This window comes from Streptomyces sp. NPDC032822, assembly GCF_055578825.1.
The window spans coordinates 126,250-152,927 of sequence record NZ_JBVIOL010000006.1 but is presented as its reverse complement, the minus strand read 5'-3'; the positions used below and the strand labels follow the sequence as shown (position 1 = coordinate 152,927).

Annotated in this window: 20 protein-coding genes; 14 read left to right on the top strand and 6 right to left on the bottom strand. The window is 71.4% G+C overall.

Going from position 1 to position 26,678, the window contains the following annotated elements; translation table 11 throughout:
* Positions 1-15: 15 nt before the first annotated feature.
* The 3 genes from ACZ5VD_RS18735 to ACZ5VD_RS18725 form a co-directional block, all read right to left on the bottom strand.
* A complete protein-coding gene (locus tag ACZ5VD_RS18735) occupies positions 16-1,626 on the bottom strand; it encodes a sodium/solute symporter (RefSeq protein WP_468548894.1) in 1,611 nt (536 codons plus the stop codon).
* Complete coding sequence (locus tag ACZ5VD_RS18730) at positions 1,623-2,123, bottom strand: DUF485 domain-containing protein (RefSeq protein ID WP_468682741.1); 501 nt, start codon at positions 2,121-2,123, stop codon at positions 1,623-1,625. Before ACZ5VD_RS18730 ends, ACZ5VD_RS18735 begins: the two co-directional genes overlap by 4 nt.
* 193 nt (positions 2,124-2,316) lie before the next feature.
* Complete coding sequence (locus tag ACZ5VD_RS18725; protein WP_468682740.1) at positions 2,317-2,802, bottom strand: GNAT family N-acetyltransferase; 486 nt, start codon at positions 2,800-2,802, stop codon at positions 2,317-2,319.
* Positions 2,803-2,882: 80 nt separating this feature from the next.
* On the opposite strand from ACZ5VD_RS18725, the gene ACZ5VD_RS18720 reads away from it, so the two are divergent.
* Entirely contained in the window at positions 2,883-3,284 is a 402-nt protein-coding gene (locus ACZ5VD_RS18720; RefSeq protein WP_468548891.1) for a hypothetical protein, read from the top strand.
* Between the two features lie 129 nt (positions 3,285-3,413).
* On the opposite strand, the gene ACZ5VD_RS18715 is transcribed toward ACZ5VD_RS18720, so the two are convergent.
* Positions 3,414-5,012, bottom strand: a complete 1,599-nt coding sequence (locus ACZ5VD_RS18715; RefSeq protein ID WP_468682739.1) for an MFS transporter — start codon at positions 5,010-5,012, stop codon at positions 3,414-3,416.
* Positions 5,013-5,557: 545 nt separating this feature from the next.
* Between ACZ5VD_RS18715 and ACZ5VD_RS18710 the strand changes: the two genes are divergently transcribed.
* The 3 genes from ACZ5VD_RS18710 to mfd all read left to right on the top strand — a co-directional run bounded on the left by ACZ5VD_RS18710 (position 5,558) and on the right by mfd (position 13,118).
* Positions 5,558-6,346 carry an ABC transporter ATP-binding protein gene (locus tag ACZ5VD_RS18710; protein WP_468548889.1) on the top strand — a complete coding sequence of 263 codons (789 nt, stop codon included), beginning with the start codon at positions 5,558-5,560 and terminating at the stop codon, positions 6,344-6,346.
* A complete protein-coding gene (locus tag ACZ5VD_RS18705) occupies positions 6,343-8,907 on the top strand; it encodes an ABC transporter permease (protein ID WP_468548888.1) in 2,565 nt (854 codons plus the stop codon). The genes ACZ5VD_RS18710 and ACZ5VD_RS18705 overlap by 4 nt, the downstream gene beginning before the upstream one ends.
* Positions 8,908-9,563: 656 nt before the next feature.
* Positions 9,564-13,118 carry a transcription-repair coupling factor gene (mfd, locus tag ACZ5VD_RS18700; RefSeq protein ID WP_468548887.1) on the top strand — a complete coding sequence of 1,185 codons (3,555 nt, stop codon included), beginning with the start codon at positions 9,564-9,566 and terminating at the stop codon, positions 13,116-13,118.
* A gap of 104 nt (positions 13,119-13,222) precedes the next feature.
* Here mfd and ACZ5VD_RS18695 read toward each other — a convergent pair whose 3' ends face one another.
* Positions 13,223-13,903, bottom strand: a complete 681-nt coding sequence (locus tag ACZ5VD_RS18695) for a TetR/AcrR family transcriptional regulator (RefSeq protein WP_468682738.1) — start codon at positions 13,901-13,903, stop codon at positions 13,223-13,225.
* Positions 13,904-14,018: 115 nt separating this feature from the next.
* Between ACZ5VD_RS18695 and ACZ5VD_RS18690 the strand changes: the two genes are divergently transcribed.
* Both ACZ5VD_RS18690 and ACZ5VD_RS18685 read left to right on the top strand, forming a co-directional pair.
* Complete coding sequence (locus ACZ5VD_RS18690; RefSeq protein ID WP_468682881.1) at positions 14,019-14,909, top strand: SCO6745 family protein; 891 nt, start codon at positions 14,019-14,021, stop codon at positions 14,907-14,909.
* A 181-nt stretch (positions 14,910-15,090) separates the two neighbouring features.
* Positions 15,091-15,912: a DUF899 family protein gene (locus ACZ5VD_RS18685; protein WP_468682737.1), complete on the top strand. Its 822-nt coding sequence runs from the start codon at positions 15,091-15,093 to the stop codon at positions 15,910-15,912.
* A 179-nt stretch (positions 15,913-16,091) separates the two neighbouring features.
* Here ACZ5VD_RS18685 and ACZ5VD_RS18680 read toward each other — a convergent pair whose 3' ends face one another.
* Positions 16,092-16,274, bottom strand: a complete 183-nt coding sequence (locus tag ACZ5VD_RS18680; protein ID WP_468548884.1) for an antitoxin — start codon at positions 16,272-16,274, stop codon at positions 16,092-16,094.
* A gap of 166 nt (positions 16,275-16,440) precedes the next feature.
* Here ACZ5VD_RS18680 and ACZ5VD_RS18675 point away from each other — a divergent pair, with 166 nt between their 5' ends.
* The 8 genes from ACZ5VD_RS18675 (at position 16,441) to ACZ5VD_RS18640 (ending at position 26,582) form a co-directional block, all read left to right on the top strand.
* Complete coding sequence (locus ACZ5VD_RS18675) at positions 16,441-17,220, top strand: HNH endonuclease family protein (protein WP_468548883.1); 780 nt, start codon at positions 16,441-16,443, stop codon at positions 17,218-17,220.
* Between the two features lie 70 nt (positions 17,221-17,290).
* Positions 17,291-18,052: an N-acetyltransferase gene (locus ACZ5VD_RS18670; protein ID WP_468548882.1), complete on the top strand. Its 762-nt coding sequence runs from the start codon at positions 17,291-17,293 to the stop codon at positions 18,050-18,052.
* Positions 18,053-18,455: 403 nt separating this feature from the next.
* Entirely contained in the window at positions 18,456-20,828 is a 2,373-nt protein-coding gene (locus tag ACZ5VD_RS18665; RefSeq protein ID WP_468682736.1) for an N-6 DNA methylase, read from the top strand.
* 273 nt (positions 20,829-21,101) lie between these two features.
* On the top strand, positions 21,102-21,623 hold the full coding sequence (locus ACZ5VD_RS18660) for a hypothetical protein (protein WP_468682735.1): 522 nt from the start codon (positions 21,102-21,104) through the stop codon (positions 21,621-21,623).
* Positions 21,624-21,661: 38 nt separating this feature from the next.
* A complete protein-coding gene (locus ACZ5VD_RS18655) occupies positions 21,662-23,155 on the top strand; it encodes a protein kinase domain-containing protein (RefSeq protein ID WP_468549210.1) in 1,494 nt (497 codons plus the stop codon).
* A gap of 177 nt (positions 23,156-23,332) precedes the next feature.
* Complete coding sequence (locus ACZ5VD_RS18650; RefSeq protein ID WP_468682734.1) at positions 23,333-23,977, top strand: SurA N-terminal domain-containing protein; 645 nt, start codon at positions 23,333-23,335, stop codon at positions 23,975-23,977.
* Positions 23,978-24,157: 180 nt separating this feature from the next.
* Positions 24,158-25,165 (top strand): nucleoside triphosphate pyrophosphohydrolase, encoded by a 1,008-nt coding sequence (locus tag ACZ5VD_RS18645; protein ID WP_468548878.1) that lies wholly within the window; start codon positions 24,158-24,160, stop codon positions 25,163-25,165.
* A gap of 79 nt (positions 25,166-25,244) precedes the next feature.
* Positions 25,245-26,582: a cytochrome P450 family protein gene (locus ACZ5VD_RS18640; protein WP_468548877.1), complete on the top strand. Its 1,338-nt coding sequence runs from the start codon at positions 25,245-25,247 to the stop codon at positions 26,580-26,582.
* Positions 26,583-26,678 lie beyond the last annotated feature (96 nt).

The following is a 26,678-nucleotide window of genomic DNA, read 5'->3' as shown; positions in this document are numbered from 1 at the left end:
GCCTCACCCGTCCCGTCAACTCCCCTTCCGTACAGCCCCCGCCAGAATCCACCCCTCCACCGCCTCGTACTGCCGCCGCTGTTCCTCCGACTTGTCCCGTCCGGACATCACCGTGCCGAGCCAGCCGAAGAGGAAGCCCGCCGGGACCGAGACCAGGCCTGTCGTCGTGAACGGGAACCAGTTGAAGTCGGCTTCGGGGAAGGCGGAGGCGGGGGAGCCGGAGACGAGGTTGGTGCCCGGCATCAGGAGCAGGACGACCAGGGAGCCGCCGATGAGGGTGCTGAGCAGGCCGGTTCGGGTGTAGCGGCGCCAGAAGAGGCTGTAGACGAGGGCGGGAGCGATGGCCGAGGCGCCCAGGCAGAACGACAGGGTCACCAGGGGCTGCAGGCTGCGGTGCTGGACGAGCGTGGCCAGCACGATCGCCACGACACCGACCGCCAGGGCCGACAGCCGGGCCAGCATCATCTCGCGGCGCTCGGACATCTCCTGGACGCGGGCCGCGAACACGTCGTGCGCCAGGGAGTTGGCGCAGGCGAGGATCATGCCGGCGACGGACGCCAGCAGGGTGAGGAAGATCGCCGTGGTGACGGTGGTGAAGAGCAGCGTCTCGGCCGTGGAGACCTCGGCGCCGAACGCGGCCCTCGACGCCAGCAGATACGCCGTGTTGCCCTGCGGGTCCTCCTGGGCGATCACCGCCCGGCCGATCAGCGCCGTCGCGCCGAACCCGACGACCGTGATGACCAGCACGAACAGCACCACCGACGACACTGCCCAGGACATCGAACGCCGGACCTGACGGGCGCTGGAGGCGGTGTACATACGCATGGTGACGTGGGGGAGGCAGGCGCCGCCGATGACCACCGTGAGCTGCGCGGTGATCATGTCCAGGCGGGGGTTGGGCCCGCCCGCGAACTGCAGTCCCGACTGGAGGAACGCGGACCCGACACCGCTCTGCTCCGCCGCCGCGCCGAACAGCGCACCCGGATCCCAGTCGAACCTGTTCATGATCAGTACGGCGACGACCGCGCCCGACCCGAGCAGCATCACGATCTTCATGATCTGGATGAGGGCGGTGCCCTTCATACCGCCGATCGCCGCGTAGCTGATCATCATCGCGCCCAGGCCGATGATGCAGCCCGTCTTCAGCGAGGCGCCGGAGAAGCCCAGGATGAACGCGAGGAGTTGGCCCGTCCCGGCCAGCTGCACGAGCATCAGCGGCAGCAGCGCGGCGATCGTCACGGCACACGCGGCGATCCGGACGCTCCGCCCCGGCATCCGCCGCGCCAGCGCGTCGCCCATGGTGAACCGGCCCGCGTTGCGCAGCGGTTCGGCCAGCAGGAACATCAGCAGCATCAGCGACAGTGCCGTACTGAGGGCGAGGACGACCCCGTCGTACCCGCACAGGGCGATCACGCCGCCCGTGCCGAGGACGGTCGCGGCGGAGATGTAGTCGCCGGCGATGGCGAGGCCGTTGCGCATCGGGGACAGGGAGCTGTACCCGGTGTAGAACTCGTCGAGGTCGTCCCGGTCCGGGCCGGTCATCACGCAGAGGAGGAGCGTGATGGTGGCGACCGTGGAGAACGCCACCAGCGACATCGCCTGCGCGGAATCACTGAATCCGGTCATCGCCGCCCCGCCTCCTCTCGCCCGTCCCGCTTGGCGTTCAGCTCGGACTCCCGGCGTATGCGGTCCGCGATCGGATCGACGTTACGGCGGGCCGTGTGCTCGTACAGCCCGACCGCCAGCCAGGTGACGGGCAGTTGGGCCAGCGCGAGCAGGAGTCCGGTCGGCAGCCCGGCGGCGACCTCCCTCGACATGAAGCCCGGTGCGACCGCCGACAGGACGAGGAAGAGGGTGAAGTACCCGAGCGCGGCGAACGTGGCCGTCCGCCGCTGCCACCGGTAGGCGCTGCGCAGGATCCGCAGATCACTGTGGTGCCCGAGGGCGGGCCGATGCCGGTGGTGGTGGCGCGCTCCGGTGGGTTCGGGCGGGGCGAGGGCCGGAGCGGCGGACGCGGGTTGCCAGGGGTGGGTGGAGTACGGCGGGGAGAAGTCGTGCGGAGAGTGGCCGTATGGGGAGTGACGGTGCGGAGAGTTGCCGTGCTGCGGGGGGTCGTAGGACATCCCGGGGCTCCTTGCGTGGCTCCGGTCCGGTGCGGTCCGGACCGCAGGGAGTTGGGGGTGGGGGGCGGAGTCACGCACGCTACTCGTTGGTAGCCATGGAGCGCGAGGGTTTCTGCAAACTGATTGGTCGGTATGCGCTTACTGGACTGACCTGGGGTGTTACCCGCGTTAACTCTGATTTTTCAGCGGCATGTCACGCTCCCGAGCGGCGGTACGCGACCGCGGGACGACCCCCCACCGTGGTCTCCCGCACGACCGTGAAGCCGTTCCGCTCAAGGACCGTTCTCGACGCCAGGTTGTCGAGCGTGGTGACCGCGGTGAGAGAGGTCAACCCGTACTCCGTCGCCGCCAGTCGGCGGACCGCCGCCACCGCCGCCGTCGCCACACCCCGCCCCGCGGCCGACTCGCCCACCCGGTAGCCCAGTTCGGCCGAGCCGTCGGCCGTGACGTCGACGAGGTTGACGCGGCCGATCAGTTGGCCGTCCTCGTCCAGGATCACGTGGAAGTGGCAGATACCGGCGTCCTGTTCGGCGAGCAACGCCTCGTGGCGGGCGGCGAATTCGGTGAAGTACGCGTCGCCGCGGTCCGAAATGGTGCGGGTGAAGTACACGCGGTTCGCGCGCTCGAAAGCCAGGAGCGCGGTCGCGTGGTCGGGGCGCAGGCGTTCCAACTTGACCATGGTGGGGAGGATAGGGGCGGCCGTGCGCTGGAGCATCCGGATTCCTCGCGGGCCCGGTCCGGCCGTTAGGTTGGTCCGTCATGCGCTCACGTGAATACGACCTCGACTTCCGCGACCGGGCCGGTCGCATCCGCGCCTGGGGCATCGGACTGCTCGCCCTGGCGGGGCTCCTGTGGACGTGGTGCGCGGTGCTGGTGCTCACGCCGTACGAGGTCGACAGGAAGCCCGACGACCAGTACCCCGAGGAGTGCGAGTCGCGGTTGTTCACGGAGTGGGGGACCGCCAATGAGGGGGTGCAGCGCGGTGATTGGTGTGAGGACGAGCGGGACTGGCCCGAGGCGCTCGCCGTGCTCGGGCTCTCCGTGCCGGTGTCGGTCGTCGGGGTCGCGATGTTCACGACCGGCAGTCTGAGCCGTCGGATGAGCGCTCACGCCGAGGCGATGCGCGAACTGGACCGGATCGCCGACGCGCGGCAGACCTGACCCCCGCCGAGCCTGGCGCGTGGCAAGCCCGACCCCGCCAAGCCCACCCGGCCAAGCCCGACCCCGCCAAGCCCACCCGGCCAAGCCCGACCCCGCCAAGCCCGACCTGACCCCGCCGACCTGCCCCCGTCACTGCTCCTTGAGCACCGGGAACCGTCGCGGTGCCAGCACCAGCAACACCACGAACGCCACCGCCGCCGCGCCCGCCGCCCCCAGGTACACCGCGTGCACCGCGTCCGCGATGGCGTGCCGGGTCGCGTCGGGGGCGGTGCCCGCGTCCAGGGCACGGGTCACGGAGTCGAGGTCGCTCGCGCCGCCCAGCCGACTCGCCAGCACCCCGTTGGCGATCGCGCCGAAGACGGCCGCGCCGATGGTCTGGCCGGTCTGGCGGCAGAACAGGACGGAGGCCGTGGCGGTGCCGCGTTCCGCCCAGTCGACGGTCGACTGGACGCCGATGATGAGCGGGAGCTGGAACAGGCCCAGCGCGGCGCCGAGCAGCAGCATCAGAAGCGCCGGCTGCCAGGCCTCGCCCGGATACGGCAGGAACGGGAACGCGAACAGGATCAGCGCCGCCGCCCCGATGCCGAGCATCGCGGTGTTGCGGAAGCCGATCCGCCGGTAGACGTGCTGGCTGAGCGCCGCCGACACCGGCCAGCTCAGTGTCCATACGGAGAGCACGAATCCGGCAGCCACGGGGGTCAGGCCGAGCACCGACTGCGCGTACGTCGGCAGGAAGACCGTCGGCGCCACCATCAGCAGGCCCAGCGCGCCGAGGGCCAGGTTGACCGCGGCGATCGTGCGGCGTCGCCACACCCACCCGGGGATGATCGGCTCCGCCGCCCGGCGCTCCACCAGCACCACCACCGCCACGAGGACGAGTCCCGTACCGAACAGGGCCATCGAGGGTGCCGACAGCCACGGCCAGGCCACCCCGCCCTGCACCAGCGCGGTGAGCAGGACACCGCCGCACGCGAACACCGCGAGCGCGCCCGCCCAGTCGACCCGCGCGCGCGGGCGGGCCTCTCCCTCCTCCCCAGGTCGTACGCCGTCCTGGTCGGGCCCACCTCGCCCAGCCCGTACGCCGTCCCGCACAGGTCCGTCCTGCCCAGCCCGTACGCCGTCCCGCTGCGGCTCGTGCAGATGCCGGACGATCAGCCACAGCGCGACCGCGCCCACGGGCAGGTTGACCAGGAAGATCCAGCGCCAGTCGGCGTACGTCGCCAGCACGCCGCCGACACCGGGGCCCGCGACCGCGGACACCGCCCAGACCGTGGACAGCTTGGCCTGGATCTTCGGGCGGTCCTTGAGCGGGTAGAGGTCGGCGGCGAGCGTCTGGACCGTGCCCTGCAACGCCCCGCCGCCCAGGCCCTGCAGGACCCGGAAGGCGATCAGCGCGCCCATGTTCCAGGCCACGGCACAGAGCAGGGACCCGAGGAGGAAGAGGGCCGCGCCGGCGATCAGCACCGGCTTGCGGCCGAAGGTGTCGGAGAGCTTGCCGTAGACGGGGAGGGTGACGGTCACCGCGAGCAGATAGCCGGAGAACAGCCAGGAGAAGACCGAGAAGCCGCCGAGGTCGCCGACGATCTGCGGTACGGCCGTGGAGACGATGGTGGAGTCGAGGGCCGCCAGCGCCATCGCGAGCATCAAGGCGGCGACGACGGCACCGCGCCGGCCGGGCGCGGCGGGGTGCGCGGACCGCCGTATCGCCGCGGGTTGCGTGTCGCCCACGCGGGTTCCCTTCTCTCGTCTCTTGCTTTCCCCCTGCATCTATCTGCCGTCGGACAGCTTCCCATCCGACGTCCTTGACGCGTACATCACGGCAGGATCTGACCTTGAGGCCACGGACGGACTTGACCCTGACGCGACGGGAGGGTGGAGCCTGAGTCGGCCGGAGGGTGGAGTGAACCCCGAGAACGGCTCCACCTGCCGGTGGACTGCCCCTAGGGGTACCTCCGTACTACGGCTCGGGGAGGGTTCGTACCGCCGGAGGATGAGAGGGGGCGGGGGTCGTCCTTAACCTGGCTTTACGCCGTTGGGGAGCGGCGGGAAGCGCTGGGAAGCGGGGGAGGAACGGTCGGGAAGCCGGCCGCGGGGGTGGTTCACCGAACCACCGGGGGTGGGGTTTTCCCCAGGGAAAGACTGCGCTGAGCACCAGCGCGCCGGACCCCCTCCGCGGACCAGACTCATGGACGTACCACCCCGCACACACCACCTCGCACGACGTATCGGCTGGATCGCCCGAACCACCCGCTGACCGACTTAGGAGACATACCGTGACATCGGCTGTGACCATCACCAGGCACGGGGGTACTGGAGGGCGTACGGCCGTTGCCGCGCGAGCGCGGCAGGTCGTGAAGGCGTACGGGTCCGGGGAGACCCGTGTCGTCGCCCTCGACCACGTCGACGTGGACATCGCACGCGGGCAGTTCACCGCGATCATGGGCCCCTCCGGGTCCGGCAAGTCCACCCTGATGCACTGCCTCGCCGGGCTCGACACCGTGACGTCCGGGCAGATCTACCTGGACGACACCGAGATCACCGGGCTGAAGGACAAGAAGCTCACGCAACTGCGCCGGGACCGGATCGGGTTCATCTTCCAGGCGTTCAACCTGCTGCCGACGCTGAACGCGATCGAGAACATCACGCTGCCCATGGACATCGCGGGCCGCAAGCCGGACAAGGCCTGGCTGAGCCAGGTCGTCGAGACGGTCGGGCTCGCCGACCGCCTCAAGCACCGGCCGACGCAGCTCTCCGGCGGCCAGCAGCAGCGCGTCGCGGTGGCCCGCGCCCTCGCCGCGCGCCCCGAGATCATCTTCGGTGACGAGCCCACCGGAAACCTGGACTCCCGTGCGGGCGCCGAGGTGCTGGGCTTCCTGCGCCGCTCCGTCGACGACCTCGGCCAGACCATCGTGATCGTCACGCACGACCCGGTGGCGGCCTCCTACTCGGACCGCGTCCTGTACCTCGCCGACGGCCGGATCGTCGACGAGATGTACAAGCCGACCGCGGACGCCGTCCTGGACCGCATGAAGGACTTCGACGCCCGGGGACGTACGTCATGACTGTCATGAAGACCTCGATGCGCAACTTCTTCGCGCACAAGGGGCGGATGGCCCTGTCGGCCGTCGCCGTCCTGCTGTCGGTGGCGTTCGTGTGCGGCACGCTCGTGTTCACCGACACCATGAACACGACGTTCGACAAGCTCTTCTCGACGACCGCGACCGACGTCACGGTCTCCCCGAAGGCCGCCAAGAGCGACGACACCCCGCAGAACGGCAAGCCCGAGTCCCTCCCGGCCTCCACGGTCCAGCAGGTGACCAAGGCGGACGGCGTCAAGTCCGCCGAGGGCGCCGTCAGTTCGATGAACGTCACCGTCGTGAACAGCGACAACGACAACATGGGCTCCAGCAGCGGCGCCCCCACCATCGCCGGCAACTGGACGAAGAACGACCTGCGGGCGATGGAGATCACCTCCGGGCACGCCCCGCGCGGGCCCACCGAGGTGATGGTCGACGCCGACACCGCCGACAAGCACCACCTCAAGCTCGGCGACGAACTGCGCACGATCTCCGTCGCCGGTGACTTCACGGCGAAGATCACGGGCATCGCCACCTTCAAGGTGACCAACCCCGGCGCGGCCGTCGTCTACTTCGACACGGCCACCGCCCAGCGCGAACTCCTCGGCGCCACCGGCCGGTTCACCCAGGTCTACGTCAACGCGGCGGCCGGTGTCACCGACACCCGGCTCAAGCAGAACGTGGCCCAGGCCCTGGACGGCTCGTACAAGATCCAGACGGCCAAGGAGAACGCCGACGAGAACCGCAAGGGCATCGACTCCTTCATGGGCGTCATCAAGTACGCCATGCTCGGCTTCGCCGGAATCGCGTTCCTGGTCGGCATCTTCCTGATCATCAACACGTTCTCGATGCTGGTCGCCCAGCGGACCCGGGAGATCGGCCTGATGCGGGCCGTCGGCTCCTCCCGCGGCCAGGTCAACCGGTCCGTGCTGGTCGAGGCGACCTTCCTCGGCGTCGTGGGATCCCTCCTCGGCGTCGGAGCCGGCGTCGGCATCGCCATCGGCCTGATGAAGCTCATGTCGGCCGCCGGCATGAACCTGTCCACCGACGACCTGACCGTGAAGTGGACCACCCCGCTCGCGGGTGTCGTGCTCGGCGTCATCGTCACCGTCCTCGCCGCCTACCTGCCGGCCCGCCGGGCCGGGAAGATCTCCCCGATGGCCGCACTCCGCGACGCCGGCACACCCGCCGACGGCCGGGCCGGACTGGTCCGCGGCCTGATCGGGCTCGTCCTGACCGGTGCGGGCGTCCTCGCCCTCTACACGGCCGCCACCGCCGACAAGGCGAGCGACGGCTCCCTGATGCTCGGCGCGGGCGTGGTCCTGACTCTGATCGGCTTCGTCGTCATCGGCCCGCTGCTGGCCGGCGGAGTCGTCCGGGTGATCAGCGCCGTGCTGCTGCGGGGCTTCGGCCCGGTGGGACGCATGGCCGAACGCAACGCCCTGCGCAACCCGCGCCGTACCGGAGCCACCGGGGCCGCCCTGATGATCGGCCTGGCCCTGGTGGCCTGCCTGTCGGTCGTCGGCTCCTCGATGGTCGCCTCGGCCACCAGCGAGCTCGACAAGTCGGTCGGCGCGGACTTCATCGTCCAGGGCAACCAGCGGATCGTCCCGCAGGCCGAGAAGGCCATGCAGGAGAGCCCCCACCTGGTCCACGTCACCCGCTACAAGGACCTGGAAGCCACGCTGACCTCACCCGACGGCAAGACGGACGACGAAGGAGTGACCGCCGCCGACCCGACGTACGCCGAGGACCTGCGCCGCGTCACCACGGCCGGCACCCTCTCGGCCGCCTACGGCAAGGACGCCATGTCGGTCGGCTCGGACTACGCCAAGAAGCACGGTGTGCACGTCGGCGACACCATCACCGTCGCCTTCAAGCACGGCAAGACCGCCAAGCTGAAGGTCGCGGCCATCACGGACGACGACGGCGTCATCGACACCGGCGTGCGCTACCTCAGCATCGAGACCATGCGCAAGTACGTCCCGGCCGACCAGATCCCGCCGAACATGATCATGTTCGCCAAGGCGAAGGACGGCCAGACGGAGCAGGCGTACGCGTCCCTGAAGAAGGCGCTGCACGACTACCCGCAGTACCAGGTGCGCGACCAGACCGACTACAAGCAGGAGCTCAAGGACCAGATCGGCCAGCTCCTGAACATGGTCTACGGCCTGCTCGCCCTGGCGATCATCGTGGCGGTCCTCGGCGTGGTGAACACGCTGGCCCTCTCGGTGGTCGAGCGGACGAGGGAGATCGGCCTGATGCGGGCCATCGGCCTCTCCCGACGCCAGCTGCGACGCATGATCCGCATGGAGTCGGTGGTCATCGCCCTCTTCGGCGCACTGCTCGGCCTCGGACTGGGCATGGGCTGGGGCGCCACCGCCCAGAAACTCCTCGCCCTGGAGGGCCTCAACGTCCTCGAAATCCCCTGGCCGACCATCATCGCCGTCTTCATCGGCTCCGCCTTCGTGGGCCTCTTCGCGGCACTGATCCCGGCGTTCCGCGCGGGCCGCATGAACGTCCTCACGGCCATCGCCACCGAATAGCCGACGCGTAACCACCACAGACGGGGGACCGGCCCCGGCACCGAGAGGCCACGGGGGGCTTCTCGGCGCCGGGGCTTTGTGGTGGGGCAGGGGCAGGGGCAGGGGCAGGGGTGGAGGCGGAGGCGGAGGCGGGGTGGGCGGGGCGCTGAGGGCACCTTCGGCGCTCGCGCCGCGGCCGGCTCGCCCCTTCGGGGCCGGTGGAGTCGCCGCCCACTCGCCTCCTGGGGCCTACCGAGGCGCCGAACGCCCAGCTCGGCCGCTCCGGTCGCCGTACGCGCCAACCCGGGGCCGACCGAGCCGGGGCCCGCGCCCTGGCTGTCGTGGCCGCCGTGCGCCCACCCCACGCCGACCGAGGCGCCGTACGCCCGTCCCCGGCCGCCCCGGTCGCCGTGTGGCCGCGGGTCTTGCCTCCCGGGGGTGGCCGGGTCGTTCTTCGGCCGCCTCTCGACGGACCGGGTCGGGCGGTTGGTGGGCACAGGTCCAAGGGGCAGGGGGCGGAGCCCCTGGAGGCCCACACCAACGTCGAGGACCTGGCACCGGACGTTATCCACAGCCCCGGCGCCCGCCCGCGCAGCGACGTACGCTGGAGACCCCCCGGCCCACCCCTCGCGTCGGGCCCTTCGCGTTGCCCACCCCCGGACGAAAGCCGCCCCCCAATGAGCCTGCACGGTCTGCTCGACGCCGTCGTCAAGGACCCCGCCCTCGCACAAGCGATCACCGCGGCCGCGGACGGCAACCGCATGCACGTCGACCTCGTCGGCCCACCCGCGGCCCGCCCCTTCGCGCTCGCCGCACTCGCCCGCGAGGCAGGCCGCCCGGTCCTGGCGGTGACGGCGACCGGACGCGAGGCGGAGGACCTCGCGGCAGCCCTGCGCTCGCTCCTCCCGTCCGAGGGCGTCGTGGAGTACCCGTCCTGGGAGACGCTCCCGCACGAGCGCCTCAGCCCCCGCAGCGACACCGTCGGCCGCCGTCTCGCCGTCCTGCGCCGGCTGGCACACCCCCGCCCCGACGACCCCGAGACCGGCCCGGTCTCCGTCGTCGTAGCACCCGTACGGTCCGTGCTCCAGCCCCAGGTCAAGGGGCTCGGCGACCTGGAACCGGTGGCCCTGAGAACCGGTCGGACCGCCGACCTGGGCGAGACCGTGGAGGCCCTCGCCGCCGCCGCGTACGCGCGCGTGGAGCTCGTCGAGAAGCGCGGCGAGTTCGCGGTACGCGGTGGCATCCTCGACGTCTTCCCGCCCACCGAGGAACACCCCCTGCGCATCGAGTTCTGGGGCGACGACGTCGAGGAGATCCGCTACTTCAAGGTCGCCGACCAACGCTCCCTCGAAGTCGCCGAGCACGGCCTGTGGGCACCGCCCTGCCGTGAACTCCTGTTGACGGAAGACGTCCGCACGCGCGCGCGTGCCCTCGCCGAACAGCACCCGGAGCTGGGCGAGCTGCTCGGGAAGATCGCCGAGGGGATCGCCGTAGAGGGAATGGAGTCCCTGGCGCCGGTCCTGGTCGACGACATGGAGCTGCTGCTGGACGTGCTGCCCAAGGGCTCGATGACCGTCGTGTGCGACCCGGAGCGGGTCCGCACGCGCGCCGCCGACCTCGTGGCCACCAGCCAGGAGTTCCTCCACGCGTCCTGGGCGGCGACCGCGGGCGGCGGCGAGGCGCCCATCGACGTCGGCGCGGCCTCCCTGTGGGCCATCGCGGACGTCCGGGACCGGGCGCGCGAGCTGGACATGATGTGGTGGTCGGTGTCGCCGTTCGCGGCGGACGAGACGTTCACGGCCGGCGCCGACGCGGCGGGCGACACGGACACCCTGAAGCTCGGCATGCACGCCCCCGAGACGTACCGCGGCGACACCGCGAAGGCACTGGCCGACACCAAGGGCTGGCTCGCCGACGGCTGGCGCGCGGTCTACGTCACCGAGGCGCACGGCCCGGCGGCCCGCACGGTCGAGGTGCTCGGCGGCGAGGGCATCGCGGCCCGCCTGGACGCGGAACTGGCCTCCCTCAGCCCCTCGGTCGTGCACGTGGCGTGCGGCTCGATCGACTACGGCTTCGTCGACCCGGCCCTCAAACTGGCCGTCCTCACCGAGACCGACCTCACCGGCCAGAAGGCGGCCGGCAAGGACGGCGCCCGGATGCCGGCCCGGCGCCGCAAGACCATCGACCCGCTCACCCTGGAGGCGGGCGACTACATCGTCCACGAGCAGCACGGCGTGGGCCGCTACATCGAGATGGTCCAGCGGACCGTCCAGGGCGCCACCCGTGAGTACCTGGTGGTGGAGTACGCCCCCGCCAAGCGCGGCCAGCCCGGCGACCGCCTCTACATCCCCACCGACCAGCTGGAACAGATCACCAAGTACGTCGGCGGCGAGGCCCCCACCCTGCACCGCCTGGGCGGCGCCGACTGGACGAAGACCAAGGCGCGCGCGAAGAAGGCCGTCAAGGAGATCGCCGCCGACCTGATCAAGCTGTACAGCGCGCGCATGGCCGCCCCCGGACACGCCTTCGGCCCGGACACCCCGTGGCAGCGTGAACTGGAGGACGCCTTCCCGTACGCGGAGACGCCCGACCAGCTCACCACCATCTCCGAGGTCAAGGAGGACATGGAGAAGACGGTCCCCATGGACCGCCTGGTCTGCGGCGACGTCGGCTACGGCAAGACGGAGATCGCCGTCCGCGCCGCCTTCAAGGCCGTCCAGGACGGCAAGCAGGTCGCCGTCCTCGTCCCCACCACGCTCCTGGTGCAGCAGCACTTCGGGACGTTCGGCGAGCGCTACTCGCAGTTCCCCGTCAACGTCCGCGCCCTGTCCCGCTTCCAGACCGACACCGAGGCGAAGGCGGTCCTGGAGGGCCTGCGCGACGGCTCCGTGGACGTCGTCATCGGCACCCACCGGCTGTTCTCCGCCGAGACCAAGTTCAAGGACCTCGGCCTGGTCATCGTCGACGAGGAGCAGCGCTTCGGCGTCGAGCACAAGGAGCAGCTGAAGAAGCTGCGCGCCAACGTCGACGTCCTGACGATGTCCGCCACCCCGATCCCCCGCACCCTGGAGATGGCGGTCACCGGCATCCGCGAGATGTCCACGATCACCACGCCCCCCGAGGAGCGCCACCCGGTGCTCACCTTCGTCGGCCCCTACGAGGAGAGGCAGATCGGCGCCGCAATCCGCCGCGAACTCCTGCGCGAGGGCCAGGTCTTCTACATCCACAACCGGGTCGAGTCCATCGACCGTGCGGCGGCCCGGCTGCGCGAGATCGTCCCCGAGGCCCGCATCGCCACGGCCCACGGCCAGATGTCGGAAACGGCCCTGGAGCAGGTGGTGGTCGACTTCTGGGAGAACAAGTTCGACGTCCTGGTGTCCACCACGATCGTCGAGTCCGGCATCGACATCTCCAACGCGAACACCCTGATCGTGGAGCGCGGCGACAACTTCGGCCTCTCCCAGCTGCACCAGCTGCGCGGCCGGGTCGGCCGCGGTCGCGAACGCGGCTACGCGTACTTCCTCTACCCGCCGGAGAAGCCGCTCACGGAGACGGCCCACGAGCGCCTCGCGACCATCGCCCAGCACACCGAGATGGGCGCGGGCATGTACGTCGCCATGAAGGACCTGGAGATCCGGGGCGCCGGAAACCTCCTCGGCGGCGAACAGTCCGGCCACATCGCGGGCGTCGGCTTCGACCTCTACGTCCGCATGGTCGGCGAGGCGGTCGCCGACTACCGCGCCTCCCTGGAGGGTGGCGTCGAGGAGGAGGCCTCGCTCGACGTCAAGATCGAGCTTCCGGTCGACGCCCACGTCCCGCACGACTACGCGCCGGGCGAGCGGCTCCGCCTCCAGGCCTACCGGGCCATCGCCTCGGTCAACACCGAGGACGACATCAAGGCCGTACGCGAGGAACTCGTCGACCGCTACGGCAAGTTGCCCGAGCCGGTCGAGAACCTGCTGCTGGTGGCCGGGCTCCGCATGCTCGCGCGCGCGTGCGGAGTCGGCGAGGTCGTCCTCCAGGGCAACAACATCCGCTTCGCGCCGGTCGAGTTGCGGGAGTCCCAGGAACTGCGCCTCCAGCGCCTCTACCCGGGGACCGTCATCAAGCCGGCCGCCCACCAGGTCCTGGTACCGCGCCCGAAGACGGCGAAGGTGGGCGGAAAGCCGTTGCTCGGGCGCGAACTGCTCGGCTGGGTCGGGGAGTTCCTGACCTCGATCCTCGGGTCGTAGGCACGCATCGGTGGCGGTCGGCACCGGTCAGCACGGTTCGGTGCCGGTAGGTACCGGCAAGTGCCGGTAGGACTCTTCCCGGCCGGGCCGGCGTTCGGCGGGCCTCAGACCGAACGGAACAGCGTGGTCGCCAGGGACCGGAACACCTCCTCGGGGTTCCGGTCCCCGACCGCGCCGTCCAGGTTGTGGCCGAGGAGCAGGGTGGCGAAGCCGTGCGCCAGGGACCAGGCGGCGACGCCGGCGAGGCGGGCGTCGACGCCGAAGTCCTCGGCGCGCACGGCGGAGACCGCCGCGCGCAGGGCGTCGGTGGCGAGGGCGCGGCCCGTGGTCAGTTCGAGGTCGTCGCCACGCAGCAGCCCGGGTGTGAACATCACCTGGAAGTGCGCGGGGTGTTCGCGCGCGAAGCGGACATAGCGCACGCCCGCGTCCTTCAGGTCCGAGGCCTCGTTGAGGGCGGTCGCGAGCAGCCCGAAGCCCTCGGCCGCGATCGCCGTGAGCAGCCCGGTGCGGTCCTTGAAGTGGTGGGCGGGCGCCGCGTGCGAGACGCCGGCGCGACGGGCGAGGTCACGCAGACTCAGCGCGGAGGGGCCGTCGGCGGTGATGACGTCGAGCGCGGCACTGAGGATGGCGCGGCGCAGGTCGCCGTGATGGTACGGGCGGATGGCGGCCGACTCCTTCGGCGCGGTCCCCGGTTCGGTCTTCGGTGCGGGCTTCGGTTCCGACGTCGGTTCCGACGTCCGTTCGGACTCCGGGTCGGTCTTCTTCTTCGGTTCGGCGGGGCTCATGGGGAGCAGCGTACGCCCGATCTAGGCATTGACAAGTTCGGTCGGGTCGGGCAATCTTGTCAGTGTCAAGTTGTGTTGGCGGGATCGGGATACGGCGAGGGGATACGTCATGGCCATGGGGGAGTACGGCGATGAGGTCGGCAGGGTGAAGCTCGCCCGGGTGCGTCAGCTCTGGCATCTGCTGGAACCGCTGCACGCGGTGCTGTACTACGCGCCGGAGGTCTTCGCGGAGGCCGCCGCACTGGGGCACGACACGGGGGAGCGCTGGCCGACCTACTTCCCGTACCGCGCGGCCCCGTTGGGCCCGGTGGGCGTCGAGCGGGTGACGTCCGCCTTCTACAGCTTCAGCCCGCGCATGGTCGCCGAGCACGTCGAGTCGGCATGGTCGGTCGCGAGCCCCGAAGCGATGCTGGAGGCGCGGACACAGGGGATCGACGGGGCGTACCGCGCGATATTCGGCGACCGGACGGACGGCCCCGAACTGGCGGAGGCCGCCGCCCTGGCCCGGCGCGCGGCCGAGGCGGTGAACACCGCGGGCCGCCCGCTGGCCGCGGCCAACGCCGCACTGGAGTGGCCCAAGGCCCCGCACCTCCAGCTGTGGCACGCGGCGACGATCCTGCGTGAGCACCGGGGCGACGGCCACCTAGCCGCCCTGCTCGTCGCCGGCCTCGATCCGGTCGAGTCCCTCGTGTCCTTCGCCGCGATCGGTGCCGCGAGCGTCGAACGTTTCGAGAGCCGCGGCTGGAGCGCCGAGGAATGGGCGGGCGCCCGGGACCGCCTGTCGGCCCGCGGTCTGATCGACGAGGACGGTACGGCGACGGAGGCGGGCCGCGAACTGCGTCGCCGCGTCGAACAGGACACCGACCGGCTCGCCGCCGGCCCCTGGCAGTCCCTCGGGCCGGAAGGGGTCGACCGACTTGTCGACCTGCTCGGGGACTTCTGGGTCGCGGTGCTGTCCTCCGGACTGCTGCCCTCGGAGACCACGTTGGGGATCGGGAAGGTGTGACAGCGCCTCCGTGAGCGTGGCGGCCGACGCGGTGTGAACGTGTCGGCCGACGTGGTCGGCGCAGCCTCGGCGCGGAGTGCCCTCCGCCGCGATGAGTTCGGGCCGGGGCCGGAGTCTGTTCTGGTGAGCGTCGCAGGACGTCGTACGGCGCTGCCCGGCCCGAGACACCACGGAGGACACCATGGCGACCACGCCGAACGACCCGACCGCCGCCCTGCCCGGCCGCCCGCCCGTAGTTGACCAGGCCACCTGGCAGGCCGCCCGGGACGAACTGCTGGTCCGCGAGAAGGCACACACGCGTGAGGGTGACGCGATCGCCGCGGCCCGCCGCCGGCTGCCGATGGTGGAGCTCGACGGGACGGTGGAGGTCACCGGCGCCGACGGCCCGGTCCCGTTCCTCGACCTGTTCCAGGGGCGCGACGAGCTCGTGGTCTACCAGCACATGTGGTACGACGGCGCACCGCACCAGGGGCAGTGCGAGGGCTGCACCACCACGGCCTGGCATCTGCAGGACGGCGTCTATCTCAACGCCCGGGGTGTCTCGTTCGCCCTCCTGACCTCGGGCCCGTGGGACGAGGTGGCTCCCTACGTCGAGTTCATGGGATACACCCAACCCTGGTACTCGGTGCGGGGCGTGGAGGCGCCGATCGGCGGAGGGATGGGGCACATCGCTTCCTTCCTGCGCGATGGCGACCGCGTGTTCCTCACCTACTCCACGACGGGCCGTGGCAACGAGCCGGTCAACGGCTCCCTCAGCCTGCTCGACATGACACCCAACGGCCGGGGTGAGGCCTGGGAGGACCACCCCGAGGGGCGGCCCATGATCGGAGAGGTCCGCGAGGGGCACTCGGCCAAGGCCCAGGGCCGGCAGGCCTGCTGGTACTGGCGCTCCGACGGCGACGGCGTCGCCGACTGGGGCCCGACCAGTCGGCCCGTGCCGCAGTGGACCCGCCCCGGCGCGACCCCTGAGAAGACGCTCGGCCGCCGGGGTCACCACCACTGACGCGCCTTCGTCGACGCCGTTCGGCGTAAGGCGTCCGGCAAGAGGTGCCAGGTGCCGGACGGGTGAAGCCGCCCGCAGGAGACAGGTCTCCCCGGGCGGCTTCTCTTCCTCGGGTCGCTCAACGGGGCCGGTGCGGGCACGTTGCCCGGCGGGCTCATGACCTCCGTGGGTCTGCGGCCCTATGGCTGTTCGGGCTTGTCACGGTCCATACCGAGCCGGCCTTCGATCCGCTGCTGCGCGTCGTCGACCTGACTCTCGTACTTGTTGCCCGTCTTCTCGTTGGCTGTCCGTTCCGCGGTGTCGGACATTTCCTGGGCCTTGCTGCCCTTCAACTGGTCCTTGAGCTTGTCGAAGATGCCCATCCAGAGCTCCTTCCGGAGGTGAGTCGTCATCGACGATACGCCCGACTTCCGAGCAATGCCCATTTAGGCCCCATATGGTCTGGACCTCTTGGCCGCTACGGTGAAGGCGGCACTTCCCGCCCGTGCGGAGGCGGGGGGACCGGGGAGTCAAGGGGAGGGGCGCACCATGACGCGTCTGAGGGGCGGGGCGGCCGCGGCCGTCAGGACCGGGCTTGTGGCGTTCACCGCGATGGCTCTCGTCACCGGATGCGAAGCCCTCGAAGAGGGCGGCGTTTCGACGGGCAGCGGTGCACCGGCACCGGCACCGGACGGCCGTGCCGTCAGCCCGCTGAAGAACCCGGACGGCACCAAGCCGGGCCTGGCGGCGGTGACCGGCGAGACCGACGAGGCCGCGGCCCGCAAACTCATCGAGTCGCTGCGGACCAAGGGGCGCGGGCCCAAGACGGGCTACGACAGGGACGAGTTCGGCTACGCGTGGATGGACACGGCCGAAGGGGTCCCCCTGGCGCGCAACGGCTGCGACACCCGCAACGACCTCCTGCAACGCGACGGTCAGGGCCTGCGCTTCCGCTCCGGCTCCGACTGCGTGGTCATCGCCATGACGCTGCACGACCCGTACACCGGCACCACCATCGAATGGCGCAAGCAGAAGGCCACCGAGGTGCAGATCGACCATGTCGTCCCGCTGTCCTACAGCTGGCAGATGGGCGCCTCCCGCTGGTCGGAGAAGAAGCGCGAGCAGTTGGCCAACGACCCGCTCAACCTGATTCCGGCCGAGGGCCGCGCCAACTCGTCCAAGGGCGACTCCGGACCCGCTTCCTGGCTCCCCCCGAACAAGCAGATCCGCTGCGCCTACGCGATCCGCTTCACCCAGGTCGCCCTCAAGTACGAACTGGCGGTGACCGCGCCCGACCGGGAGATGATGCTGGATCAGTGCGGCGGGTGAGGCGGAGAGGCGGTCCGGCGCGCTGAAACGGAGCTTTCCCGTTCCGGCCGCCCGACCCTACGGTGATCGCATGGAACACGGCGGCCACAGGGAACCGAAGGTGTCGACTCTCGCCGAGCGCCCCGACATGTACGGGCGGATCGTCGCAATGGCCGCCAGTTGGCCGGAGTTCGTGACCCAGGACCTCGTGGGCGACTCCCACTACGGTCGCATCGCCACCGAACTCCCCCAGTACGTGCTGTTCGCCGAGGACGAGCGGGGCGAGGTCGTCGCGCACGCCTACAGCGTGCCGTTCGCCCTCACCGCCGACGGCCGGGGCGAACTCCCCGCCCGAGGCTGGGACGCGGTGCTCCTGTGGGCCTTCGCCGACCTGCGCCGCGGCGTGCGGCCCGACACCGTCAGCGCGATCGCCGTCACCGTCGCCCCGCACGCCCAGGGCCGCGGACTGTCCGCCCACATGCTGTCGGCGCTCCGCGACAACGCCCGCGCCCAGGGCTTCGGGGAGGTCGTCGCCCCGGTCCGCCCCAGCGCCAAGCACCTGGAACCGCACACACCCATCGAGGAGTACGCCCACCGTGTGCGCCCCGACGGGCTGCCGTACGACCCGTGGCTGCGCGTCCACGCCCGGGCCGGCGCCGCCATCCACTCGGTCGCACCGGCCTCCATGACCGTGTCCGGCGCACTGGAGCAGTGGCGCGACTGGACCGGGCTGCCCTTCGACACCCAGGGCGACATCGAGGTACCGGGGGCACTGGTGCCGGTGCGCTGTGAACCGGAGCGCGGGTACGCGGTGTATGTCGAGCCCAACGTGTGGATGCGGCACTCGCTGTAGCCGGCCGCGCGTGGTGGGCCGCGACGGTGCGCTGGGGTGACGGCGCGCTGGAATGGCGGCCCGGTGGGTCCCAGTGGCCGGAGTCGTCGGTGTTGCCGGTGGTGCGATAGGTACCGGGCTCGCTCTGCGCGGACGACGAGGAGCCCTTACCGGTCTTGCCGGAGCGCGAGCTCGCCCTTCAGGCCCATGACTGCGTCCCCACCCAAGGCGACGACCACTGCTGCTCGGCTGCCGCTCGTGCGCTGGGTCAACAAGAACAGTTCATGTGAACCGAATCAACATGCTTCATCATGGTCACCTCGTACACGGCTGTGAACGGGTAGATCTTGAGCGCGCCGGTATGCTCGACGCCACACGTGCGACGCGGCGATGACGACGCGCGGAACGACGAGGGGAGCCGGGCGTGCAGGACAACGCGACAGAGGTGACCGCCGCCGGAATCGCCCGGCTCGCCGGCGTCGGCCGCGCCGCCGTCAGTAACTGGCGCCGTCGTCACGCCGACTTCCCCAAACCGGTCGGAGGCACCGAGACCAGCCCGTCCTTCGCGCTCGCCGAGGTCGAGAGCTGGCTTCGCCACCAGGGGAAACTCTCTGAGGTCCCGCTGCGTGAACGCGTCTGGCAACAGGTGGCCGGCCACCCCGAGGGCCCGGTCACCGCCCTCACCCAGGCAGGCTGTGTCCTCCTTCTGATCCACGACCGGCCCACGGTCTGGCTGGAGGTGAGCGCCGGCTCCGACGAGCGGCTGGCCGCGATGCTGCCGGGGGCGCTGGAAAAGGTGCTCGTGCCGCGCTTCGGTCCGCTGCGGACCGGCCGTGGCCGTAGCGGCGGCGGGAGCGGCGGCGGTGGTGTGGGTGGGGTGGGTGGAGCTCAGAGGGTTCACACCGCGCGGGGTGTGAACCCGCCGCAGTCAGTGAACAGCCCGACTGCTGTGAACACCCCGAGCGGCATGAGCATCCCCGGCGGCGTGAACACCCCAGGCGGCGTGAACACTCCGGTCACTGTGCACACCGCCGGAGGCCTCGCCCCCAGCGGAAACGCAACCGCGACTCCCGCCACCTCGGCGACCCCAGTCATCCCGGCCATCCCGGCCACTTCAGCCACCTCGGTCACCTCGGTCACCCCCGCCCTCCACATCCCCAACGGCCCCGAACTCCTCCCCTCCGCCCCCCTCCTCCGCGGCGCCGCGGAACTCGCCGCCGAACTGGGCGCCCGGCAGACGTTCGAGTTCCTGCTCGGTCGGCACCTCGACGCCAACCCGCGCCAGTACACGCTCACGCCCGCCGAACTCGCCGGTCTCATGGCCGACCTCGCCGGCCCCGCGCGTACCGTCCTCGACCCGGCCTGCGGCACCGGCGCCCTGCTGCGTGCCGTCACGCCGCGTCCCGGCCAGGAGCTGTACGCCCAGGACAGCGCCCCCGACCTCGCCGCGCTCACCGCGATCCGGCTCGCGCTGCGCGCCGGGGTGAGCGTGCGCGCCGGTGCCGGCGACACCCTGCGCGCCGACGCCCACCCGGGGCTGCGCGCCGACGCCGTGCTGTGCCATCCGCCGTTCAACGAGCGCAACTGGGGACACGACGAACTCGCCTACGACCCCCGCTGGGAGTACGGCTTCCCCGCGCGCAACGAGTCCGAGCTGGCCTGGGTGCAGCACGCGCTCGCCCGCCTCAGGGACGGCGGTACGGCCGTCCTCCTGATGCCGCCCGCCGCCGCCTCCCGCCGCTCCGGCCGCCGTATCCGTGCCGATCTGCTGCGCCGCGGCGCGCTGCGTGCCGTCCTCGCGCTGCCGGTCGGTGCCGCGCCGCCGCACACCATCCCGCTCCACCTGTGGGTGCTGCGGCGCCCCGAGAGGGCGCCCGCGCAGCCCGAGGTGCTGCTCGCCGACGCGGGGCAGTTCGCGACCGAGGGGCGGGGCGGCACGGACTGGCGGGCGGTGCGGGAGGCCGTACTCGACGCCTGGCGTGCCTTCGACAAGGCCGGCCGCCTCGACGAACGGCCCGGTCTGGCCCGCTCCGTGCCCGTCATCGAACTGCTCGACGACGACGTGGACTTCGCGCCGGCCCGCCACCTGCCGCCCGCGACGGCGACCGAAGGTACCGAGGCGCTGGCCGCGGTGCGCGAGCGCCTCGGCGACACCCTGCGTCTGACCACCGACCTCATCCCACAGCCCGCCGTCCCCCCGCCCGCCACCTCTCCGTCCACGGCCGCCGTGCGGCCCGCGCGCTGGCCGCTCACCACCGTCGGTGAACTCGCGCGCGGGGGCGCGCTGGTGATGCGGACGGGCGGAAACGGCGGCCCCGCGCGCGTGCGCGTTCTCACCGACCACGACGTGCTCGCCGGAACCGCCCCCTCGGGGGCCCTGCCCGAGAGCGACGACGAGGCCGTGCTCACCCGCGTCGGAGACGTCGTCGTGCCGACGATCGGCGGCGGCTCGGTGACGCGCGTGATCGACGACGCGACCGCGGGTGCCGCCCTGGGGCGCAACCTCGTGCTCCTGCGCCCCGAGTCCACGGCGCTCGACCCGTGGTTCCTCGCCGGCTTCCTGCGCGGCACCGCCAACAACCGCCAGGCCAGCAGCTACGCGTCCACCGCGACCCGCCTCGACGTGCGCCGTCTCCAGCTGCCCCGGCTGCCGCTCGACGAACAAGGGCGCTACGGAGCACGGTTCCGCGCCCTCGACGACTTCGAGCGGGCCCTCAGGCAGGCCGGCCGGCTCGGGGAGCAGCTCGTCCGGGGGATGTACGACGGCCTGACGGACGGCACGGTCGCCCCCGACTGAGGCGGACGCGGAGGCCGCCCCCGAGGCCGACCCCAAGGTCGTCTCCGAGGGCGGAGTGATCAGCATGACAACGGTTCGGTACAACCCACGACCGGTTGTCCGTGTCGGCCTATACGCTCGAAGCGACAATCGTGCGCCCGACGTTGCCCGACGTCGGTCGCCGTTGTGCGTCCACTTCAGACACCAGGAGCTGTCATGCATGGCCACGGCTATACGCAGCCGGTGAGGAAGCCGCCCCACCCGGGGTGGCCGGTCTTTCTGCGCGTGCTGTTCGTGGCCATCTCAATCCTCAGCATCGGCATCCTGGCCTGGGCGATGCTGCTGCGCCTGGCCCTCGTCACGCGCAAGGCGCTCGACTGGGGCTTCTTCGTGGCCGCGTTCACGGCCGACCTGCTCGCCCTCGTGCTGCTCGGCACCGAGGGCGGCGACGAGGTGCACACCGTGGGCGGCTGGATGGGAATAGGCCTGCTCTTCGGCACGCTCGTGGTCGTGACGGCGTACTACCTCGCGGCGGACGTACGCCACTTCCACCACCTCCGCTACAGCGGCTACGCACCGCAGCCCGCCCCGGGCCCGGCGTACGGCTACCCGCAGCCCGCCGTGCCCGCCCCGTACACGGCGACGCCCGTGCCCCACACTCCGCACACCCCGCCCCCGATGTCCCGGACGCCCGGGCCGCAGCCGCCCCCGCCGCAGCGCCCCGCGCCCGCCCGCATCGACCAGGTACGGGCCGAGCTCGACGAGCTCAGCGACTACCTGCGTCGGCAGGACGGCAACCACGAGGGCGGAAGGTGAGCGTGGCGGCAGGACGTGTCGTCGCCGGCCGCTACGAACTGTCCACGCTCATCGGGCAGGGCGGCATGGGCCAGGTCTGGACGGCCTACGACCAGCGGCTCGACCGGCGCGTGGCGGTGAAGCTGCTGCGCCCCGACAAGGTGGCCGGCCAGGAGGCCGACGAGCTGCGCCGCCGCTTCGTGCGCGAGTGCCGGGTGACCGCACAGGTCGACCACCCCGGACTGGTGACGGTCCATGACGCGGGCAGCGAGGGCGAGGAGCTGTTCCTCGTCATGCAGTACGTCGACGGCGCCGACCTCTCCGACCACCTCGCCGAGCACGACCCGTACCCGTGGCAGTGGGCGGTCGCGGTCGCCGCGCAACTGTGCGCCGTACTGAGCGCCGTGCACGCCGTGCCGATCGTCCACCGCGATCTCAAGCCGCGCAACGTGATGGTGAAGCAGGACGGCACGGTCACCGTCCTCGACCTGGGTGTCGCGTCGGTCATGGACTCGGACACCACCCGCCTCACCCACACCGGTTCGCCCATCGGCTCGCCCGCCTACATGGCCCCCGAACAGGCGATGGGCGGCGCGGTCGGCCCGTATACGGACCTGTACGCACTCGGCGTACTGCTGCACGAACTCCTCAGCGGCGACGTCCCGTTCTCGGGCTCGACGGCCCTCGGAGTGCTGCACCGGCACCTGTACGAGCCGCCGCTGCCCGTGCGCCGGCTCCGTCCGGAGGTGCCCGAGGCCCTCGAAGCGCTCGTCCTGCGGCTGCTCGCCAAGGACCCGCAGCACCGCCCGGCCTCCGCGCAGGACGTGTACGAGGACCTGGCGCCGCTGCTGCCCGCGCGCGGGATGCCCACCGGGGCGCCCCTCGACCCCCTGCGCCCGTTCCTGCGCCCGCACGCCCCTTGGCCGGACCGTGCGCGCACGCCCGCACCGCAGCCCGCACCGCTCGCGCCGGTCGTCGAGAAGGCCGAGAAGCCGGACGTCGCCCGCGCGGTCGACGAGGTGAAGCGCCTCCTCGGGGAGGGGCGTATCACGCAGGCCGTCGACATCCTCGGCGCGATCCTGCCCGCCGCCGCGGAACAGCACGGCGAGAACTCCCCGGTCGTCCGCACCCTGCGCAAGCAGTACGCGGCCACCCTCATGGACGACGGGCAGTACCGGCGCGCACTGCCCGAACTGCGCCGCCTCGCCGACGAACGCGCCGCCGAGGCCGGCCAGGCCGACACCCAGGCGCTCCGCTACCGCTACGAGGCCGCCCAGTGCCTGGAGCAGCTCGGCGAACCGGCGGCGGCCCTCACCGAGTACCGCGCGCTGCTGCCGTACTACGAGAACCAGTACGTGGCCGGTGATCCGGAGCTCGCCCACGACGTCCGCCGCCGCATCGGGCACCTCCTGCTCGCCCTCGGCGACCGTGCCGCCGCCCACGACACCCTGGTGCGGCTGCTGCACGACGCGGAGCGCCTGCACGGACCGGGCCACCCCTTCGCGGCGGAGATCCGCCGGACCCTCCAGTGGCTGGGCCAGGTCCGCGGATAGGGCCTTTCCGGCCAAGGCAGCCCCAAGGCGGGCCCAAGGCAGCCCCGGGGGAGCGCGGCGGTGCCCGAAGTCCTGGTGAATCGTTGGTCGAATGGGTTGGCCAGAGCTTGCCCACTGCCTAACATCGATCACCGCAAGACTTTGTGCATCGCCGCACAATCTCCTCGGGAGGCTTCCTTGCACCGCCGCCGTCGCACCGCGCTCCTCCTCTCCGCCGTGATCGCCGCGGCGCCCCTCCTCACCGCCTGCGGAAACGACGCGCATCCTGGCGCGGCGGCCGTCGTCGGCGGCCAGCGGATCACGGTCGCCCAGCTGGAGAACCGGGTGAACGAGGTGCGCGCGGCACAGCGGGCGGCGGTGCCGGACGACGCCCAGTACGAGCAGGCCATCGCCAAGACCGGCACGCTCACCCGCGACACCCTGCACAGCATGGTCCTGGACCGCGTGTTGCAGCGTGCCGCCAAGGACGCGGGCGTGACGGTGACCCGCCGGGAGATCCAGCAGATGCGCAGCGGCCTGGAACAGCAGACCGGTGGCGCCGAGGCACTGGAGGCGACCTGGTTGCAGCAGTACGGCATCGCCCCCGAGCGCCTCGACGAGAACCTCCGCCTCCAGCTGGAGGCCCAGAAGCTCGCCACCCGGCTCGGCACCGACACCGGCGACCCCGCCTTCTGGAACGCCCTGGCCAAGGCGTCCAAGCAGCTGAACGTCGACCTCAACCCGCGCTACGGCACCTGGGACGCGCAGAAGAGCAGCCGCGTCGACGCGAAGACGCCGTGGGTACGGGACGTCACGACCACGGGAACACCGCAGACGGCGTGACCGACCCGGGCCGCAGGGCAGCGTGGCCAAAGGACAGCAGCGCCACAGGGAAGCAGAGAAGCTGGGAAGCAGGGCGGCGAGAAGCAGGCGGCGAGAGCTGGCGGTCATACGATCGCACCGCACCCTCTGACCTGTGGACAACCTGATCGCCGCGTCGTCGGCGTGCGTTAGCTTCGAATCGTGAACGCAACCAGCCCCGAAGCCGCAACCAGCCCCGAAGCCGCCACCGGCCGCATCGTCCTCCTCACCACCAGCCACCGCGTAGCGCCCGGCCTGCTGTCCTGGCCTGCCTGGCAGGCGCTGCACGCCGCCGACCGGGTGCTGTGCGCGGACGGCGCACACCCGCAGCTCCCTTATCTCCGCGAGGCGGGGATAAGGGTCGACGAGGCGTCACCGACCGCCGAGGACCTGGTCGACGCGTGCGCCGGAGGGCGGACGGTGGTCGTCGTCGCCACCGGCGAGGGCGAGCCGGTCCTCACGGACGGCCTGGCGCGCCTCGCGGGCTCCGGCCGCGTCCACATGCCCGAGCTGGAGCTGCTCCCCGCCTCCTACGACCTGCCGGGCGCCCGCCTCCTCGACCTGGTCCAGGTCATGGACCGCATCCGCGTCGAATGCCCCTGGTCGTCCCAGCAGACCCACAAGGGCCTGGCGAAGTACGGCATCGAGGAGGCGTACGAACTCGTCGAGGCCATCGAGGAGGGCGACCGCGACGAACTCCGCGAGGAACTCGGCGATGTCCTGCTCCAGGTCGTCTTCCACGCCCGCATCGCCGAGGAAGGCAGCGCCGAGGACGGGTCCGCCCCCTTCTCCATCGACGACGTCGCCGCCGGCATCGTCACCAAACTCATCCACCGTCACCCGCACGTCTTCGGTGACGAGACCGCCACGACCCCCGAGGAGGTCAAGGAACACTGGCTGCGCACCAAGGCGACGGAGAAGCGGCGGACCTCGGTCACCGAGGGCATCCCCCTCGGTCAGCCGGCCCTCGCCCTCACCGCGAAGCTGGCGTCCCGCGTCCGCACGGCAGCGCTGGACGTACCGGTCCCGACCGGCGAGGGCATCGGGTACGAACTGCTCACCCTGGCCCTTCACGCGGAGGCGACCGGCGTGGACCCGGAAGCGGCCCTGCGCGTCGCCGCCCGGGCCTATCGAGACGCCGTACGGGCCGCTGAGGGGACAGCTGGGTAGGACCGCGGCCTCCACCGGCGCCCGGGATACGCGAAACCACCCGCCCAGTCGCTCCGACTCCTCCCTATAGCGTCAAGGAGTGACCAACCAGCCCACCCCGCAGGCCTCCGCCTCCGCAGCCGCCGCCCGTCCGGCCCCCACTCCCACCCCCACTCCCGCACCCGACCTCTTCACCTGGGAGTTCGCCACCGACCCCTACCCCGCGTACGCCTGGCTCCGTGACCACGCCCCCGTTCACCGGACCGAACTGCCCAGCGGTGTGGAGGCATGGCTGGTCACCCGTTACGCGGACGCCAAGCAGGCCCTGGCCGACCAGCGTCTGTCCAAGAACCCGGCGCATCACGACGAGCCGGCGCACGCCAAGGGCAAGACCGGTATCCCCGGTGAGCGCAAGGCCGAGTTGATGACGCATCTGCTGAACATCGACCCGCCGGACCACACCCGGCTGCGACGGCTCGTCAGCAAGGCGTTCACACCACGCCGGGTGGCCGAATTCGCACCCCGCGTACAGGAGTTGACCGACCAGCTCATCGACCAGTTCGTCGAGAAGGGAAGTGCCGACCTCATCCACGACTTCGCCTTCCCGCTCCCCATCTACGCGATCTGCGACCTGCTCGGCGTACCCCGGGAGGACCAGGACGACTTCCGTGACTGGGCGGGGATGATGATCCGGCACGGCGGCGGGCCGCGGGGCGGGGTCGCGCGGTCGGTGAAGAAGATGCGGGGCTACCTGCTGGAGCTCATCCACCGCAAGCGCGAGGAGCTTCCCGCCGACCCGGCCCCCGGCGAGGACCTGATCTCCGCTCTGATCCGGGCCTCCGACCACGGCGAGCACCTCACGGAGAACGAGGCCGCGGCGATGGCCTTCATCCTGCTGTTCGCCGGTTTCGAGACCACCGTCAATCTCATCGGCAACGGCACCTACGCCCTGCTCACCCACCCCGACCAGCGCGACCGACTCCAGAGGTCCCTGGCCGCAGGCGAACGAGGGCTGTTGGAGACCGGAGTGGAGGAACTGCTGCGCTACGACGGCCCCGTCGAGCTGGCCACCTGGCGGTTCGCCACCCAGCCGCTCAGCATCGGCGGGCAGGACATCGCGGCGGGCGACCCCGTTCTCGTCGTCCTCGCCGCCGCGGACCGGGATCCGGAGCGGTTCGCCGACCCGGACACCCTCGACCTCTCCCGGCGTGACAATCAGCACCTCGGGTACGGCCACGGCATCCACTACTGCCTCGGCGCCCCTCTCGCCCGGCTGGAGGGGCAGAGTGCGCTCGCCACGCTTCTCACCCGGCTCCCCGACCTGCAACTCGCGGTGGATTCAGCTGATCTGCGCTGGCGGGGCGGTCTCATCATGCGTGGACTGCGGACGTTGCCCGTCGAGTTCACGCCACGTGGTCGACTGCTCTCACCTGCGTAAAGGTGACACGCCCTCAACTCTGTGATCTTCACGTGATCCACGCGGCATTAACTTGTGACAAGTGATGGGCTGCCTATACGTTCACGGATCACATGC

Excerpts from the sequence above, each read along its gene's own strand:
- ACZ5VD_RS18690 (WP_468682881.1), top strand. The coding sequence starts at position 14,019 with ATGGGGGAGTACGGCGATGAGGTCGGCAGGGTGAAGCTCGCCCGGGTG.
- ACZ5VD_RS18705 (WP_468548888.1), top strand. The coding sequence starts at position 6,343 with ATGACTGTCATGAAGACCTCGATGCGCAACTTCTTCGCGCACAAGGGG.
- ACZ5VD_RS18695 (WP_468682738.1), bottom strand. The coding sequence starts at position 13,903 with ATGAGCCCCGCCGAACCGAAGAAGAAGACCGACCCGGAGTCCGAACGG.
- ACZ5VD_RS18730 (WP_468682741.1), bottom strand. The coding sequence starts at position 2,123 with ATGTCCTACGACCCCCCGCAGCACGGCAACTCTCCGCACCGTCACTCC.
- ACZ5VD_RS18670 (WP_468548882.1), top strand. The coding sequence starts at position 17,291 with ATGGAACACGGCGGCCACAGGGAACCGAAGGTGTCGACTCTCGCCGAG.
- mfd (WP_468548887.1), top strand. The coding sequence starts at position 9,564 with ATGAGCCTGCACGGTCTGCTCGACGCCGTCGTCAAGGACCCCGCCCTC.
- ACZ5VD_RS18680 (WP_468548884.1), bottom strand. The coding sequence starts at position 16,274 with ATGGGCATCTTCGACAAGCTCAAGGACCAGTTGAAGGGCAGCAAGGCC.
- ACZ5VD_RS18720 (WP_468548891.1), top strand. The coding sequence starts at position 2,883 with ATGCGCTCACGTGAATACGACCTCGACTTCCGCGACCGGGCCGGTCGC.
- ACZ5VD_RS18725 (WP_468682740.1), bottom strand. The coding sequence starts at position 2,802 with ATGGTCAAGTTGGAACGCCTGCGCCCCGACCACGCGACCGCGCTCCTG.
- ACZ5VD_RS18735 (WP_468548894.1), bottom strand. The coding sequence starts at position 1,626 with ATGACCGGATTCAGTGATTCCGCGCAGGCGATGTCGCTGGTGGCGTTC.
- ACZ5VD_RS18685 (WP_468682737.1), top strand. The coding sequence starts at position 15,091 with ATGGCGACCACGCCGAACGACCCGACCGCCGCCCTGCCCGGCCGCCCG.
- ACZ5VD_RS18675 (WP_468548883.1), top strand. The coding sequence starts at position 16,441 with ATGACGCGTCTGAGGGGCGGGGCGGCCGCGGCCGTCAGGACCGGGCTT.